The organism is Cellulomonas uda (assembly GCF_006538705.1).
Classification (GTDB): domain Bacteria; phylum Actinomycetota; class Actinomycetes; order Actinomycetales; family Cellulomonadaceae; genus Cellulomonas; species Cellulomonas uda.
The window spans coordinates 50,938-65,350 of sequence record NZ_BJLP01000001.1 but is presented as its reverse complement, the minus strand read 5'-3'; the positions used below and the strand labels follow the sequence as shown (position 1 = coordinate 65,350).

Sequence of the window (14,413 nt, the reverse complement as noted above, 5' to 3'; positions counted from 1 at the left end):
CCGGCGTGGGGTGGCCGCGTCGGTGGTCGCTGTCATGCTCGACGGGTGGAGCTGCGGTTCGGCGGTGAGGTCATCTGGTGGCGCGGGCCGGCGCCGTTCCACTTCGTCGCGCTCCCGGACGACGAGGCCGCGCGCCTGCGGGCCGTCGCGGCGCACGTGACCTACGGGTGGGGCTGCATCCCCGCGACGGTGACGCTCGGCGGGACGACGTTCACGACGTCGATCTTCCCGAAGGACGGCGGGTTCCTGGTGCCGGTGAAGTCCGCCGCACGCCGCGCGGAGGGGGTCGAGCTGGGTGACGACGTGGCGCTCGTCGTCCGCGTGCAGGACCCGGACGCACCCGAGGTGCCCGACGAGGCCGCGCCGCCGCCGCGCGGACGGCCGCAGCACGACCCGGCGGACGACGACGACTACTACGACCCGGCCGCGCAGTGAGACGGTGGGAGCGAGCGGGACCTGCGCGCTTGCGTGATCGGATACCCCCGGGGGTATCCTTGAGCCATGTCCCCCACTGACGCACCCAGCACGCCCCGACGCATCGTCGTCGTCGGCGGGGTGGCCGGCGGCATGAGCGCAGCCGCCCGCGCCCGCCGCCTCGACGAGTCCGCCTCGATCGTCGTCCTCGAGCAGTCGCAGTACGTCTCGTTCGCCAACTGCGGGCTGCCCTACCACCTGTCCGGCGAGATCGAGGACCGCGACTCCCTGCTCCTGCACACGCCGCAGTCGCTGCGCGCCGCGCTCGCGCTCGACGTGCGCACCGGCAGCCGCGCCACCGCGATCGACCGCGCGGCACGCACCGTGACCGTCGAGACCGCCGACGGCACGTACGACCTCCCGTACGACGCGCTCCTGCTCGCGCCCGGCGCGGTCGCCGTCCGCCCGCCCGTCGAGGGCCTCGACCACCCCGCGGTCCACCAGCTGCGCACCGTCCCGGACCTCGACGCGATCATCGCGAGCGTCGACCGGCTGCCCGCCGACGGGCCGCGCCGCGCGGTCGTCGTCGGCGCCGGGTTCATCGGCCTCGAGGCCGTCGAGGCGCTCGCCGCGCGCGGCCTGGACGTCGCGCTCGTCGAGCTCGCCGACCACGTGCTCCCGCCGCTGGACGCCGAGCTCGCCCCCCTGCTCGCCGGCGAGCTGCGCACGCACGGCGTCGCGCTGCACCTCGGCGTGTCCGCGAGCGCCGTCGCGTCCGCCGACGACGGCTCCGCGCTCGTCACGCTGTCCGACGGCACGCGGCTGCCGGCCGACCTCGTCGTCGTGAACGTCGGCGTGCGCCCCGCGAGCGCCCTCGCCCGCGAGGCCGGCCTCGAGCTCGGGGAGCGCGGCGGCATCCGCGTGGACCACGACCAGCGCACCTCCGACCCGCACATCTGGGCGGTCGGCGACGCGGTCGAGGTGGTCCAGGCGGTCACCGGCCTGACCGGCCCCGTGCCGCTCGCGGGCCCCGCGAACCGCCAGGGCCGCCGCGCGGCCGACTCGATGCTCGGCCACCGCACCACGCCGCAGGCGTCCGTGCTCGGCACCGCGATCGTGCGCGTGTTCGGGCTCACGGCCGCGGTGACGGGCGCGAGCCAGGCGACGCTGCAGCGCGCGGGCATCCCGCACGAGGTGGTCCGCACGCACGCCGGGCACCACGCCGGGTACTTCCCGGGTGCCGAGCAGGTGCACGTCGTCGCGAGCTTTGCACCCGACGGGCGGCTCCTCGGGGCCCAGGCCGTCGGCCGTGACGGCGTCGACAAGCGCATCGACGTGCTCGCGACCGCGCTGCGCGCCGGCATGACCGCCGACGACCTCGCCGAGCTCGAGCTCGCGTACGCGCCGCCCTACGGCTCCGCGAAGGACCCGGTCAACATGCTCGGGTTCGTCGCGCAGAACGTGCTCGACGGCACCCTGCCGCAGTGGCACCCCACCGAGCTGGACGACGTGCTCGCCTCCAGCCTCGTGCTCGACGTGCGCTCGCGCGCCGAGTTCGCGCGCGGTCACCTCGCGGACGCGCTCAACATCCCGCACACCGAGCTGCGCGAGCGGCTCGACGAGGTGCGTGAGGCGGCCGCGGGCCGGCACGTGGCCGTGCACTGCGCGAGCGGCGTCCGCTCGAACATCGCGACGCGCGTCCTGGTGCAGTCGGGGTTCGACGCGAGCAACCTGTCCGGCGGCTGGATCAGCCTGACGACCGCCCGCCCCGACCTCACCCCCACCCGCTGACCCCCTGAACCCGACCCCTCTGAAGGAGTACCACCATGTGCAGCCCCGCTCTGTGCCCCCGCTGCGGCAAGGTCACCTGGACCGGCTGCGGCATGCACGTCGACGACGTCATGGCCGGCGTGCCCCAGGATCAGCAGTGCACGTGCCAGGCGACCTCCCGCGCCTGACACCCCCGACCCAGGAGGAACCGTGGACCTCGACCCCACCGAGATGACCAAGGTCAGCAACCGGCTCAAGCGCGCGCAGGGCCAGCTCGCCGCCGTCATCCGCATGCTCGACGAAGGCAAGGGCTGCGAGGACGTCGTCACGCAGCTGTCGGCCGTGTCGCGTGCGCTCGACCGCGCCGGCTTCGCGATCATCGCGTCCGGCATGCGGCAGTGCCTCACGCAGCCCGACGACGCCGACGAGGCGCCCACCCTGGACGTCGCGAAGCTCGAGAAGCTGTTCCTCTCGCTCGCCTGACCGCCCGCGCGAGGTCAGGCGAGCCTGTCCAACGTGGCCGGGACCGGCGCGTCGGGCGTACAAGTGGATCATGCGCACCGTCCTCGGGCGCCTGGTCGCCTACCCCGTCGTGCTCGCCACCCTCGTGGTCGGGTCGGTCGGCGGTGTGCTCGAGGCCGCCGGGCTGCCCGGTGCCGCGCAGGTGGTCGTGTCCGCGTTCGCTCTCGTCGTCGCGGGGATCCAGGCGCGGGGCATGGTCGCCGACCTGCGCGCGGGCCGGTACGGCGTGGACCTGCTCGCCGTCACGGCGATCGTCTCGACCGTGGCGGTCGGCGAGTACTGGGCCGCGCTCGTCGTGTGCCTCATGCTCAGCGGCGGCGAGGCGCTCGAGGACTACGCGGCCGGCCGCGCGCGCCGCGAGCTCACGGGTCTGCTGCAGAACGCGCCCCGCACCGCACGCCGCAAGGACGCCGACGGCTCGGTCACCGAGGTGCCGGTCGACGAGGTCGCGGTGGGTGACGTGCTCGTCGTGCGGCCGTTCGAGGTCGTGCCCGTCGACGGCGTGCTGGAGTCGGACCGCGCGACGCTCGACGAGTCGTCGCTGACGGGTGAGTCGCTGCCCGTCGACCACGTGCAGGGCGACGAGCTGCTCTCGGGTGCGGTCAACGGCGGCGAGGCGCTCGACCTGCGCGCCACGGCGCTCGCGGCCGACTCGCAGTACCAGCGCATCGTCGCCCTCGTCCGTGAGGCGCAGGACTCCAAGGCGCCGTTCGTCCGGCTCGCGGACCGCGTGGCGGTGCCGTTCACGCTCTTCGCGCTCGGCCTCGCGGTCGCCGCGTGGCTCGTGTCCGGCGAGCCCGCCCGCATCGCCGAGGTCCTCGTCGTGGCGACGCCGTGCCCGCTGATCATCGCGGCACCCGTCGCGTTCCTCGGCGGCATGTCACGCGCCGCCCGCGCGGGCGTCATCGTGAAGTCCAGCGGGACGCTCGAGCAGCTCGCGCGCGCCCGGACGGCCGCGTTCGACAAGACCGGCACGCTCACGTTCGGGCAGCCGCGCGTGACGGACGTGCACGCCGACGGCGTCGCACCGCAGGAGCTGCTGCTGCTCGCCGCGGCCGTCGAGCAGTACTCGAGCCACCCGCTCGCGCAGGCCGTCGTCGAGCACGCTCGCGCCACCGGGCGCGCGGTCCCGGCCGCCGACGACGTGCTCGAGGTGCCCGCGCACGGAGTGCGCGGGACGGTGGACGGGCGTGTCGTCGTCGTCGGCAGCGCGCGGTTCGTCGCGCACGAGACGGGGACGACGCCGAGCGAGCCCGGCGCCGGCACGGGGGTGCACGTCGCGGTGGACGGCCGGCCGGCCGGTCACCTCACGCTGGCCGACGAGCTGCGCCCCGAGGCCGCGGGCACGATCGCCGCCCTGCACCGGGCGGGCGTGCGCACCACCATGATGCTCACCGGGACAGCGAGCCAGTCGCCCGGCGCATCGCCGCGCAGGCCGGCGTGGACGACGTGCGAGCGGCGCTCCTGCCGCAGGACAAGGTCACCGCGATCCGCACGGCACCGCTGCGCCCCGTGCTCATGATCGGCGACGGCGTGAACGACGCCCCCGTGCTCGCGTCCGCGGACGTGGGGATCGCGATGGGCGCGCGCGGCTCGAGCGCGGCCTCGGAGTCCGCCGACGTCGTCGTCATGGTCGACGACCTGTCGCGCGCCGCACGTGCCGTGCAGGTGGGGCAGCGCACGCTGCGCGTCGCGTGGCAGTCGATCGGGATCGGCCTCGTCATGTCGGTGGGGCTCATGCTCGTCGCGGCCGCCGGGCGGCTGCCGGCGCTGGCCGGCGCGTGGCTGCAGGAGGTCGTGGACCTCGCGACGATCCTGTGGGCGCTGCTCGCGGTCCGGCCCAGCCGGGCCGAGCGGACCGCGGTCGCGGGGGCCGGGCCGTCCCCCGTGCCGCCGCGCGAGGACGAGCGGGTGCGCTCAGGCGCGTGACGCGCGTCGTCGCGCAGCCCGCCACACGACGCCCACGACCAGCACGGCCGCCCCGACCAGCACCGCCGTCGCGGGGAGCGTCACGACGAGCACCGTGCAGCCGACCGCGCCGACCACCTGCCACGCGCGCGGGAACCGGCGGTGCTCGCGCGGCTGCGTCCACGCGGCCAGGTTCGCCACGAGGTAGTACAGCAGCACCCCGAACGACGAGAACCCGATCGCCCCGCGCAGGTCCACGGTCAGCACCAGCGCGCACACCACCACCGCGAGCGCGACCTCCGCCCGGTGCGGCACGCGGTAGCGCGGGTGCACGGCCGCCAGCCAGCGCGGCAGGTCACCCTCGCGCGCCATCGCCAGGCCCGTGCGCCCCACACCCGCGACGAGCGCGAGCAGCGCGCCGAGCGACGCGGCCGCCCCCGCGACGCGGACGACGGGACCGGTCCACGCCCACCCGCTGGTCGCCGCGGCGTCGGCCACCGGCGCCGACGAGGCAGCGGTCCCGTCGGCACCCAACGTCGCCAGCAGCGTCACGGCGACGGTCGCGTACACGACGAGCGTGATCGCGAGCGCGAGCTGGATCGCCCGGGGGATGGTCCGGGCCGGGTCGCGCACCTCCTCGCCGAGCGTCGCGACCCGCGCGTACCCCGCGAACGCGAAGAACAGCAGCCCCGCGGACTGCACCGTCCCGTACCAGCCGCCGCTCGCCCCACCCCACGGCTCCACGCGCGACCAGTCGGGGTCGCCGCCGACGAGCGTCGCGACGACCACCGCGGTCAGCGCCACGAGCACCACGGCCACCACGACGCGCGCGAGCCGTGCGGTGCGCGTGACCCCCCGGTAGCTCACGGCCGTCAGGAGCAGCACTGCGGCCGCCGCGACGGGCCGCTGCGCGTTCGGCGCGACGTACGCGGCGAACGTGAGCGCCATCGCGGCGCACGACGCGGTCTTCCCGATGACGAAGCCCCACCCCGCGAGGAACCCCCACCAGGGGCTGAGCCGCTCCCGGCCGTACACGTACGTGCCGCCCGACGTGGGGTACTGCGCCGCGAGCTGTGCGGAGGCGGTCGCGTTGGCGTACGCGACGACCGCCGCGACGAGCAGCCCGACGAGGAGCGCCGACCCCGCGGCGCGCGCGGCGGGTGCGAACGCCGCGAACACGCCCGCGCCGATCATCGACCCGAGCCCGACGACCACCGCGTCGCCCGTGCCCAGCCGCCGCGCGAGCGCGGGCTGCGCGCCGCTCACCGGGCCCCCGTCACGCGCGGAATGCGGCTCGCCGGGTCGGTGGTCCGCGGATCCCGGCATGCGGTCAGGGTACCCGGCGGTCGGCGCCCGCCAGCAGGGCGAACGCGACCGCCTGGAGCCCGGCGACCACCGCCACGAGCACGCCGAGCGCGTCCGCCGCCAACGCGCCCGCGAGCCCGCCGCCGACCACGGCGGCGACACCCTGCACCGCGGCGAACCAGCCGTAGGCCGTGCCCCGGCGGCCGGGCTGGACTAGCTCGGCGACGCGCGCCTTGACGGTCGAGTCGAGGATCCCGCCCGCGAGCCCCCACACCGCCACGCCCACGAGCACGGCGGGCAGCGTCGCGCCGAACGCGAGCGGCGGGACGGCGGCGACGAGCAGGGGCACGACGAGGACGACGCGCGGTCCGAGCCTGTCGTGCAGCGCACCGACGACGAGCGCCCCCACGGCCGCGGCGGCCATCGCGCCGGCGTAGACGACGGGCACGGCCGCGGGTCGCAGCAGCGCGTCGTCGACGAGGTGGTAGGAGATGACGGCGAACGTGGCCAGGCCCGCACCGACCGCGGCCGCGCCCGCGGCGAACACCCAGAACTCACGCGGCAGGTCCCGTGCGGGTGCGAGCCACCCGCGCGGTCCGGCGGCCGCGTGCGGGAGCTCGTCGGCCGGCGGCTCGTCGTCGGGGGCGAGGCGGCGCATGACGAGCAGCAGCACCATCGCCAGCGCGCCCGGCACCGCGAGGACAGCCAGCGACGGGACCAGCGACCCGGTCGTGGCGAGCACGGCCGCGACGAGCAACGGCCCGACGAACGCACCGACCTGGTCCAGCGCCTTGTGCACGCCGAACCCGCGGCCCATCCCGACGTGCTCGGCGGCACGCGCCAGCAGCACCGACTTCGACGGGCTGCGCACGGCCTTGCCGAACCGCTCGAGCAGCAGCAGCACGCACGCCACGGCGGCCCCGCCCGACGCGAGCACCGGGGTGAGCGCGAGCAGCGGCACGCCGACCGCCGTCAGCCCGTACCCGGCGATCGTCGTCGGCCAGTACCGTCCCGCCCGGTCCGCCCGCGCGCCGAACGGCAGCCGCAGCACCAGGGCGACCGCCTCACCGAGCCCGGTGACCAGGCCCGCGACGACCATCGGCACGCCCAGCGACGCGAGCAGCGGCCCGGTCACGGACCGCGCGCCCTCGTAGACCATGTCCGCGGCGAGCGACACCACGCCGAGGCCCAGCACCACGCGCCAGGCCGCGGACCGCGCCGCCGCATCCGTCGTCACACCAGGACGGTAGACCGCGCCTACCCCCGCGGTGCTCGTCAGCGTGCCGCGTGCGCCTGCCCCGCGTCGACGACGACCGGCGCGGTCGGGTCCGTGGTGTCGACGACGAGCGTGGCGCGCTCCCAGGGGCGCGCGTGCGCGAAGTACAGCCGCTGCGCACCGTCGTACCGCGCCAGCAGCTGGTCCGCGAGCGCCTCGTCGAGCCGGCCGCGCGCCCGCATCCGGCGCTCGGCCTCGTCCTGCGGCACGTCGAGGAAGACCGCCACGTCCCAGAACCGCACGAGCTCGTCACGCAGCAGGAACGTGCCCTCCACGACGACGAGCGCGTCGTCGGGCGCCCGTTCGGCGCCGTCAGGAGGGGTCGAGGACGTGCGCCGGAACGACCCCGAGCCGGCGCGCGTCAGCGGTTCGAGCGCGGTCGCGACGAGCGCGTCGTAGTCGTACGTGTCGAGCCAGAAGCCCTCGGGCGACATCCGGCCGCGCGCGTGCCGGACGTGCGGGGGGTGGAAGAAGTCATCGACGTGGAGCAGCACGACGGGCCGCGGGCGGGCGCGTGCGGCAAGCAGCACGGCGAACGTGCTCTTCCCGCTCGCGCCCCGCCCGTCGACCGCGACGAGCGCGCGCCCACCCACCGGCACGCCGTCGAGCACGCCGTCGAGCACGCCATCGAGCACGTCGCCCAGCACGCCCTCGAGCACGTCGCCCCGCCCACCCGTCACCACGCCGCCCATCCTGCCCCCCGCCCCCGCCCCTCCCCCACCCCGCCCCCTCCGCCGCCGAGTGCGCACGGTCGTGCGCGAGTGCGCATGCCCGGCGTGCGCACTCGGGTCGGGACGTGCGCACTCGGCGAGGGGGGGCGGGGGGACCGGGGCGGGTGGGGATGTCGTCGTCGGGGTGCTGCGGGTCAGCGGGTGGGTGTCGGGGTCCAGAGGACGCCGCGCTCGGCGAGGAAGTCGCCCGTGACCGTGAGCACGTGGCCCTTGTCGCTGAGGTCGACCACGTCCACGTCGTCGGACGTCGGCCTCCCGAGCCGCTGGAGGTGCCCGCCCTGCCAGACGAACGGCTGCGTGAGGTCGGCGCTCGTCGAACCGAGCGCACCGGCCACCTGGCCACGCTCGTTCACGTCGGTCGCGACGCTCCACCCGCTCGTCGTGACCGGTGTGAGCACCCCCGCACGCCACACGAACCCGGTCCCCCGCTGCCCCGGCGCCACCGCGCTCACGCCGACCACCACGTCCTTGTCGTTCAGCGCGTACGCCTGCGACGACGCGGTCCCGGGCAGCGCGCCGAGCCGGACGATCCCGCCGCCGCGCCACAGCGCCGCCTCGCGCAGCCCGCCGCCGAGCCCGACCGACCCCGCGACCCGGCCGCGGTTGCTGAGGTCGACGCCGCGCAGCACGGCGCCGTCGTCGCGCAGCTCGGTGAACGTGCCCTTCGACCACACGTACGCCAGGTCGGAGTCGTCGTCGTACTCGCCGTCGCCCAGCACCACGCCCTTGTCGTTGAGGTCCTTGATCGACGCGACCGAACGCGCGCCCGGGAACGGCGGGGACGGCAGGTCGACGCGCGTGCCCGCGGTCCACACGAACGGGTTCTCCGACCACGTCTCGGGCTTCGCGACGACGCCGCCGACCTGCCCGCGCTCGTTGACGACCGTGCCGTAGGCGCCCTCGGCCACCACGGTCGTGGTGCCGCGGCGCCAGACGAACGCGTCCGAGTCCTCGCCCGGCTGCGGTTGCACCCAGCCGCTGACGTGGCCGCGGTCGGAGATGTCCGTCGCGGTGCTGTCCTGCGCGTCGGGCGTCAGGTCGGTCATCACGCCGTTCACCCACAGGAACGCGTGCCACCGGCCGTCGGCGACCTGCGAGCGGCCGACCACCTGGCCCCTGTCGTTGACGGCGGTCGGTGTGGTGCGCTCGCCACCGAGCGTGCCGAGCTCGACGGCCTTCCACGTGGGCGGCGGGCACGGGCGCCCGGGCGCCGCGCTCGCGGGCACGGCGGTCAGTGCGAGCGCGGCGGCGAGCGCCGCCGCGGTCAGGGCAGGACGAAGTCGTGCGGTCATCGGGCAACCCCCTGGGACCTGCGACGCCGCACCCTGCGACGTCCGGTTCGTCCGTTCTAGGGTCCGGGCCGCGGCGCGACAAGGCGCGGCGCGGGTGAGACCCGAGGTTCACCCGTCCCGCAGGACGCCGCGGCCGGGCCCGCCTCGACGCCGGCCCGCGAACCCGCCGCGACTCGAGGAGCCCGGCGATGAAGGCCGTGGTCTACGACCGGCGGTCCGGAGGTCCAGCGCGTCGCGGAGGTGCCCGCCCACGCCCCGCACCGGGTCAGGTGCTCGTGCGGGTGGCGGCGACGTCGTCGGCCTGCCGCAACGCGGCGCACCGTGGGTGCCGCTGCTCGCGTTCGCGGTGCCGTGGGTGCGCTGCTGCCGGTCCTCGCGCTGCTGTGGTGGCTGGTGGGCGACGCGCGTTCCTCGGCAAGTCGTGAGTTTCTCGCCAGGTCGTGCAGTCATCTGCACGACTGACCGAGGAACTCACGACCTCACCGGGACCGCGCGTCGCCCAGCAGGCCCGCGAGGCGCAGGGCCTCGTCGACGAAGCCGTGGCGGGGCAGGTCCGCAACCGCGTCCAACGGGAACCAGGCGGCGCGGTCGGTCGAGCCGTCGACCTCGTCGCGCAGCGCGCCGCCCGTGACGTGCGCGCGATACACGACGCGCAGCGCGTGCCGGTCCGGCGCACCGGCCGCACGGACGGCACGACCTCGGAGCCGACGCCGAGCAGCGCGTCGAGCGCGACGTCGTAGCCCACCGCGTACGCCCCCACCCGCTGCTGCACGCCTGCCACGCCAGCCGCGTCGTCGTGAACGGGTCGCGACGATCCTCCCCACAGGTGTCGAATTCCGTCAGGCCCGTTCGTCGGGAAGGTGAGAGGCGGTCATCCGGACCGCGTCGTAGGACCACCCGTGCACCGAGGAGACCCGAGATGCCCAAGTACCTGCTGTCCGTGTTCGGCCCCGCCGAGCGCACCCCGTACGGCAACTACGCGTCCAAGGAGGCGATGCTCGAGGCGTTCGCCGACACCGGCGCGTTCAACGACAAGCTCGTCGCCGAGGGCTACTTCGTCTACGCCGACGGTCTCGCCGAGGCGACGACGGCCACGGTCGTCGACGGCCAGGGCGACCAGCCGGTGATCACCGACGGCCCGTACCTCGAGTCGAAGGAGCACATCGGCGGGTTCTGGATCGTCGACGCGCCGGACCTGGACGTGGCGCTACGCCTCGCGGCCGAGGGCTCGAAGGCATGCCGCGGCAAGGTCGAGGTCCGCCCGTTCCAGACCGAGGAGTCGATCAAGGACCTGCTCGGGTCGTGACACCCGAGGTCGAGGCGGCGGTCACCCGCGCCCACCACCAGGAGTGGGCGCGGGTGGTCGCCACCCTCACGCGCAGGTTCGGCGACCTGGGGGTCGCCGAGGACGCGGCCGCGGAGGCGTTCGCGGCGGCCGTCGAGCGCTGGCCGCGCGACGGGGTCCCGACGACGCCCGGTGCCTGGCTGACGACGACGGCGACCCGCAAGGCGCTCGACCGCGTCCGGCGCGAGTCGCACCGCGACGCCAAGCACGAGGAGGCGCGGCTGTTGTTCGACGACGACGAGCGCGCACCGCTCGGTGCGGTGGACGACGACCGCCTGCGGCTGGTGTTCACGTGCTGCCACCCGGCGCTGTCGCCGGACGCGCGCGTGGCGCTCACGCTGCGGATGCTGGGCGGGCTGACCGTGCCGGAGATCGCGCGCGCCTTCCTGGTGCAGGAGACGACCACTGGGTCGCAGCGCGCAGGCGCGCGAGGCGTACGGGCGGGCGATCGAGCTGGCGGGCAACACGGCGGAGGTGGCGCACCTGACCCGGCGGCGCGACCAGCGGGGCCGCGCCGAGCCCCGGCGCTGACGCGCGGGCGCCGACACTATCGCCGGGTCGGCCGCGGTCGGACGGCGCGTCGAAGGGCGTGGCACGCGCGGCCTCGTCGTCCCCGGGACACCCACCTCGCGCTGACCTGAACAGACGTCGTCGAACGGTCTCTCGAAGCGGTTCGATATCGGAAAGCCGCGCGAAATCGGCAAACGATTAGGTTCGTTGACGGTCGGATTGTCCCGGCGAAGAGTGACCCTCGCCGACCGGCTCACCGTGGATCCGGGCCACGGCCGACCTAGGAGAGACGATGACCCCCTCATCCATGTCCAGACGCGCGCGCGTCGCGTCCGCGCTCGCGATCGTCACGCTCGGCGCGACCATCGCGACGACGATCCCCGCCCAGGCCGCCGGCAGCACGCTGCAGGCCGCGGCCTCCGAGAGCGGCCGGTACTTCGGTACCGCCATCGCGGCGTTCAAGCTCAACGACAGCACGTACTCGTCCATCGCGAACCGTGAGTTCAACATGATCACGGCCGAGAACGAGATGAAGATGGACGCGACGGAGCCGTCGCAGAACAACTTCAGCTACTCCAGCGGCGACCAGATCCTCAACTGGGCGCGCAGCAACGGCAAGCGGGTTCGTGGGCACGCGCTCGCGTGGCACTCGCAGCAGCCGGGCTGGATGCAGAACATGTCCGGCACCCAGCTGCGCAACGCGATGCTCAACCACGTCACTCAGGTCGCGACGCACTACAAGGGCAAGATCTACGCCTGGGACGTCGTGAACGAGGCGTACGCGGACAGCGGCGGCGGCCGTCGCGACTCGAACCTGCAGCGCACCGGCGACGACTGGATCGAGGCGGCGTTCCGCGCGGCCCGCGCCGCGGACCCGGGCGCCAAGCTCTGCTACAACGACTACAACACGGACAACTGGACCTGGGCCAAGACGCAGGGCGTCTACAACATGGTCAAGGACTTCAAGGCCCGTGGGGTGCCGATCGACTGCGTCGGTTTCCAGTCACACTTCAACTCGGGCAGCCCGTACCCGAGCAACTACCGGACCACGCTGCAGAACTTCGCCGCGCTCGGCGTCGAGGTGCAGATCACCGAGCTCGACATCGAGGGCTCGGGCCAGCAGCAGGCCCAGACGTACGCCAACGTGGTCGCCGACTGCCTCGCCGTGAAGGCCTGCACCGGCATCACGGTGTGGGGCGTGCGCGACTCCGACTCGTGGCGCTCCTCGGGTACCCCGCTGCTGTTCGACGGCTCGGGCAACAAGAAGGCCGCGTACACCTCCACGCTCGACGCGCTGAACCGCGGCGGCGTCCCGACGGACCCGACGACGCCGCCCACGGACCCGACCACGCCGCCCACGGACCCGACGACCCCGCCCACGGACCCGACCACCCCGCCGACCGACCCCACCACGCCTCCGACCGACCCGACGGGCCGGTGCACGGCGAGCCTGGCGATCGCGAACGCGTGGCCCGGCGGGTACCAGGCGACCGTGACCGTCAAGGCGGGCTCGTCGTCGATCAACGGCTGGCGCGTCACGCTGCCCAGCGGTGTCAGCACGAGCAACCTCTGGAACGGCGTGCTCGCCAACGGTGTGGTGACCAACGCGCCGTACAACGGCTCGGTCGGCGCCGGCCAGTCGACGACCTTCGGGTTCGTCGGCAACGGCAGCGCTCCGAGCGCAGGCTCCGTGACCTGCGCCTGAGCCGCTGACCCCCGGCTTGTCGCCGGAACCACGACGGCGTCGCACCCCACCGGTGCGGCGCCGTCGTCGTGTCCCTGGCCGCCTGTCCACAGCCACTCACACGACCCGTCCGCGCGATGTCCGGTTCGTGTACTTTCGGGCCCCATGAAGAACCAGGGGGCCATCACCGCACTCGCGCTCGCCACACTCGTGCTCACCGCGTGCACCGACCAGGGGCCCGCGGCGCCCACCACACGAGCGACGACGACCACGGCCCCCGCTCCGCCCTCGGCATCCGCCGGCCCCACACCCACGCCGAGCCCGACACCGAGCGCACTCCCGGACGTCACGGTCCCGCCCCAGCCACCCGCAGCGCTCGAAGGTCCAGCAGATGCGGACAACGCGCAGGCCGTCGCCCAGTACTTCATGTCCCTGTTCCCATACGTCTTCGCGACAGGCGATACGACGGCCTGGGACGAGCTGAGCGGCGAGGACTGCGGCTACTGCGCCGACATCACCGACTTGGCAGCCGCAGATCGCTCCAAGGGCTATCACGAAGTCGGCGGCCACATCGAGTTCACGTTCGCAAGCGCAATGGACTTCGAGGACGGGACGTTCAGCGCGACGATCGCGTTCGACGAGCACCCGTCCCAGACCGTCAACAGCGACGGCGAGGTGGTCGAGGACTACCCAGGGATCAAGGTCACCCAAGCAGACGTGAGCTTGGAGTGGCGTGACGGTCGATGGCTCGTCCAGGGCGTCGACCCGACGCTCGTCGAGAAGAAGCTGTGAGGGCGCGGCTCCACGCCCTCGTCCTCGTGACGTGCGCAACGCTCCTGGCCCCCGCGTCCCCTGCGAGTGCCAAGGAAGTTGTCGTGTCGGGCGACGGCGACGAGGCGTTCTGGCTCAGGGCGTTCAAGGCGAACCGGGTCTACGAGGCCTATCTGAAGACGACCGCGAACGACCCGGACCGCACCGTGGAGTACAAGCGCAAGGCGATCTGCATCGAGGACTCCGACGACGAGCCCGGCATCGACCAGCCCTGCTACCTGCCTCCGGACACTCAGGTCGAGCCACCGCCGTGCGAGGACGGGCCCGCGGTCGAGCCCCTGTGGCGGCACACCCTGCGGGAGCGCACGGCGGAACGCGACGTCTGGAACCGCTGGGAGCAGGTGCTCGGGTGGTCATGCCCCGAGCACCAGCTCCCGCCCCTGACGCAGGAGGAGTTCCGCCGGCTCGTGATCGACGCACCCGAGGTGAACGTCCAACCGTCCGCCGACGTCCTGGTCAACAAGCGGACGATCCTCTACACCGACGGCAGCGAGCAACGGTTGCGCACCACGGTCTTCGGCACGTGGGGCATCGACATCGTCGCGACTCCCGTCGAGTACCACTGGACGTTCGGCGACGGCGAGTCGGTCGTGAGCGCGATCCCCGGAGCCCCGTACCCGTCGTTCGACGTCACCCATGTCTTCACTGAGCCCCTCACGCACACCACGGTCGGGCTGTCCGTGGTGTGGGAGGGCAGGTTCCGCATCGACGCCGACCCGCTGCACAAGTGGCGCGACGTCGCCGGGACCGCCACGACGCAGTCCGTCAGCGCACCGTTCGACGTGGTCGAGCTGAGGTCCCACCTGACCGGCTGACGACACGGGC

General features: G+C 74.3%; 14 protein-coding genes and 1 pseudogene. 10 read left to right on the top strand and 5 right to left on the bottom strand.

Annotated features, from left to right (window positions below; translation table 11 throughout):
• Window positions 1-45: 45 nt before the first annotated feature.
• The 5 genes and pseudogenes from CUD01_RS00300 (at window position 46) to CUD01_RS00285 (ending at window position 4,635) form a co-directional block, all read left to right on the top strand.
• Window positions 46-435, top strand: coding sequence for a DUF1905 domain-containing protein (locus CUD01_RS00300; protein WP_141317752.1), 390 nt, complete (start codon window positions 46-48; stop codon window positions 433-435).
• Between the two features lie 66 nt (window positions 436-501).
• The gene (locus CUD01_RS00295) at window positions 502-2,205 is read left to right on the top strand and encodes an FAD-dependent oxidoreductase (RefSeq protein WP_141317751.1); all 1,704 of its coding nucleotides are present in this window, start codon (window positions 502-504) and stop codon (window positions 2,203-2,205) included.
• A gap of 35 nt (window positions 2,206-2,240) precedes the next feature.
• Window positions 2,241-2,372: a DUF8730 family Cys-rich protein gene (locus CUD01_RS17205; RefSeq protein ID WP_255407174.1), complete on the top strand. Its 132-nt coding sequence runs from the start codon at window positions 2,241-2,243 to the stop codon at window positions 2,370-2,372.
• Window positions 2,373-2,394: 22 nt separating this feature from the next.
• Window positions 2,395-2,667: a metal-sensitive transcriptional regulator gene (locus tag CUD01_RS00290; RefSeq protein ID WP_094181232.1), complete on the top strand. Its 273-nt coding sequence runs from the start codon at window positions 2,395-2,397 to the stop codon at window positions 2,665-2,667.
• A 70-nt stretch (window positions 2,668-2,737) separates the two neighbouring features.
• Window positions 2,738-4,635: pseudogene (locus tag CUD01_RS00285) on the top strand (heavy metal translocating P-type ATPase).
• On the opposite strand, the gene CUD01_RS00280 reads toward CUD01_RS00285, so the two are convergent.
• The 5 genes from CUD01_RS00280 to CUD01_RS16335 form a co-directional block, all read right to left on the bottom strand.
• Complete coding sequence (locus CUD01_RS00280; protein WP_280525795.1) at window positions 4,624-5,880, bottom strand: APC family permease; 1,257 nt, start codon at window positions 5,878-5,880, stop codon at window positions 4,624-4,626. The pseudogene CUD01_RS00285 and the gene CUD01_RS00280 overlap by 12 nt on opposite strands.
• A gap of 64 nt (window positions 5,881-5,944) precedes the next feature.
• Complete coding sequence (locus CUD01_RS00275) at window positions 5,945-7,156, bottom strand: MFS transporter (protein WP_174773790.1); 1,212 nt, start codon at window positions 7,154-7,156, stop codon at window positions 5,945-5,947.
• Window positions 7,157-7,194: 38 nt separating this feature from the next.
• Complete coding sequence (locus CUD01_RS00270) at window positions 7,195-7,878, bottom strand: nucleoside/nucleotide kinase family protein (protein ID WP_208405293.1); 684 nt, start codon at window positions 7,876-7,878, stop codon at window positions 7,195-7,197.
• A gap of 182 nt (window positions 7,879-8,060) precedes the next feature.
• Window positions 8,061-9,218: a hypothetical protein gene (locus tag CUD01_RS16755; RefSeq protein WP_208405292.1), complete on the bottom strand. Its 1,158-nt coding sequence runs from the start codon at window positions 9,216-9,218 to the stop codon at window positions 8,061-8,063.
• A 479-nt stretch (window positions 9,219-9,697) separates the two neighbouring features.
• Window positions 9,698-9,865 carry a hypothetical protein gene (locus tag CUD01_RS16335; RefSeq protein ID WP_166772066.1) on the bottom strand — a complete coding sequence of 56 codons (168 nt, stop codon included), beginning with the start codon at window positions 9,863-9,865 and terminating at the stop codon, window positions 9,698-9,700.
• A 272-nt stretch (window positions 9,866-10,137) separates the two neighbouring features.
• Between CUD01_RS16335 and CUD01_RS00255 the strand changes: the two genes are divergently transcribed.
• The 5 genes from CUD01_RS00255 (at window position 10,138) to CUD01_RS00235 (ending at window position 14,403) form a co-directional block, all read left to right on the top strand.
• Window positions 10,138-10,524: a YciI family protein gene (locus tag CUD01_RS00255; protein ID WP_141317749.1), complete on the top strand. Its 387-nt coding sequence runs from the start codon at window positions 10,138-10,140 to the stop codon at window positions 10,522-10,524.
• A complete protein-coding gene (locus CUD01_RS16890; RefSeq protein WP_307722654.1) occupies window positions 10,521-11,204 on the top strand; it encodes a sigma factor in 684 nt (227 codons plus the stop codon). The genes CUD01_RS00255 and CUD01_RS16890 overlap by 4 nt, the downstream gene beginning before the upstream one ends.
• A gap of 161 nt (window positions 11,205-11,365) precedes the next feature.
• A complete protein-coding gene (locus CUD01_RS00245) occupies window positions 11,366-12,778 on the top strand; it encodes an endo-1,4-beta-xylanase (RefSeq protein WP_141317746.1) in 1,413 nt (470 codons plus the stop codon).
• Between the two features lie 144 nt (window positions 12,779-12,922).
• A complete protein-coding gene (locus CUD01_RS00240; RefSeq protein WP_141317744.1) occupies window positions 12,923-13,549 on the top strand; it encodes a DUF6318 family protein in 627 nt (208 codons plus the stop codon).
• A gap of 83 nt (window positions 13,550-13,632) precedes the next feature.
• The gene (locus CUD01_RS00235; RefSeq protein WP_141317742.1) at window positions 13,633-14,403 is read left to right on the top strand and encodes a PKD domain-containing protein; all 771 of its coding nucleotides are present in this window, start codon (window positions 13,633-13,635) and stop codon (window positions 14,401-14,403) included.
• The last annotated feature ends 10 nt before the right edge of the window (window positions 14,404-14,413 follow it).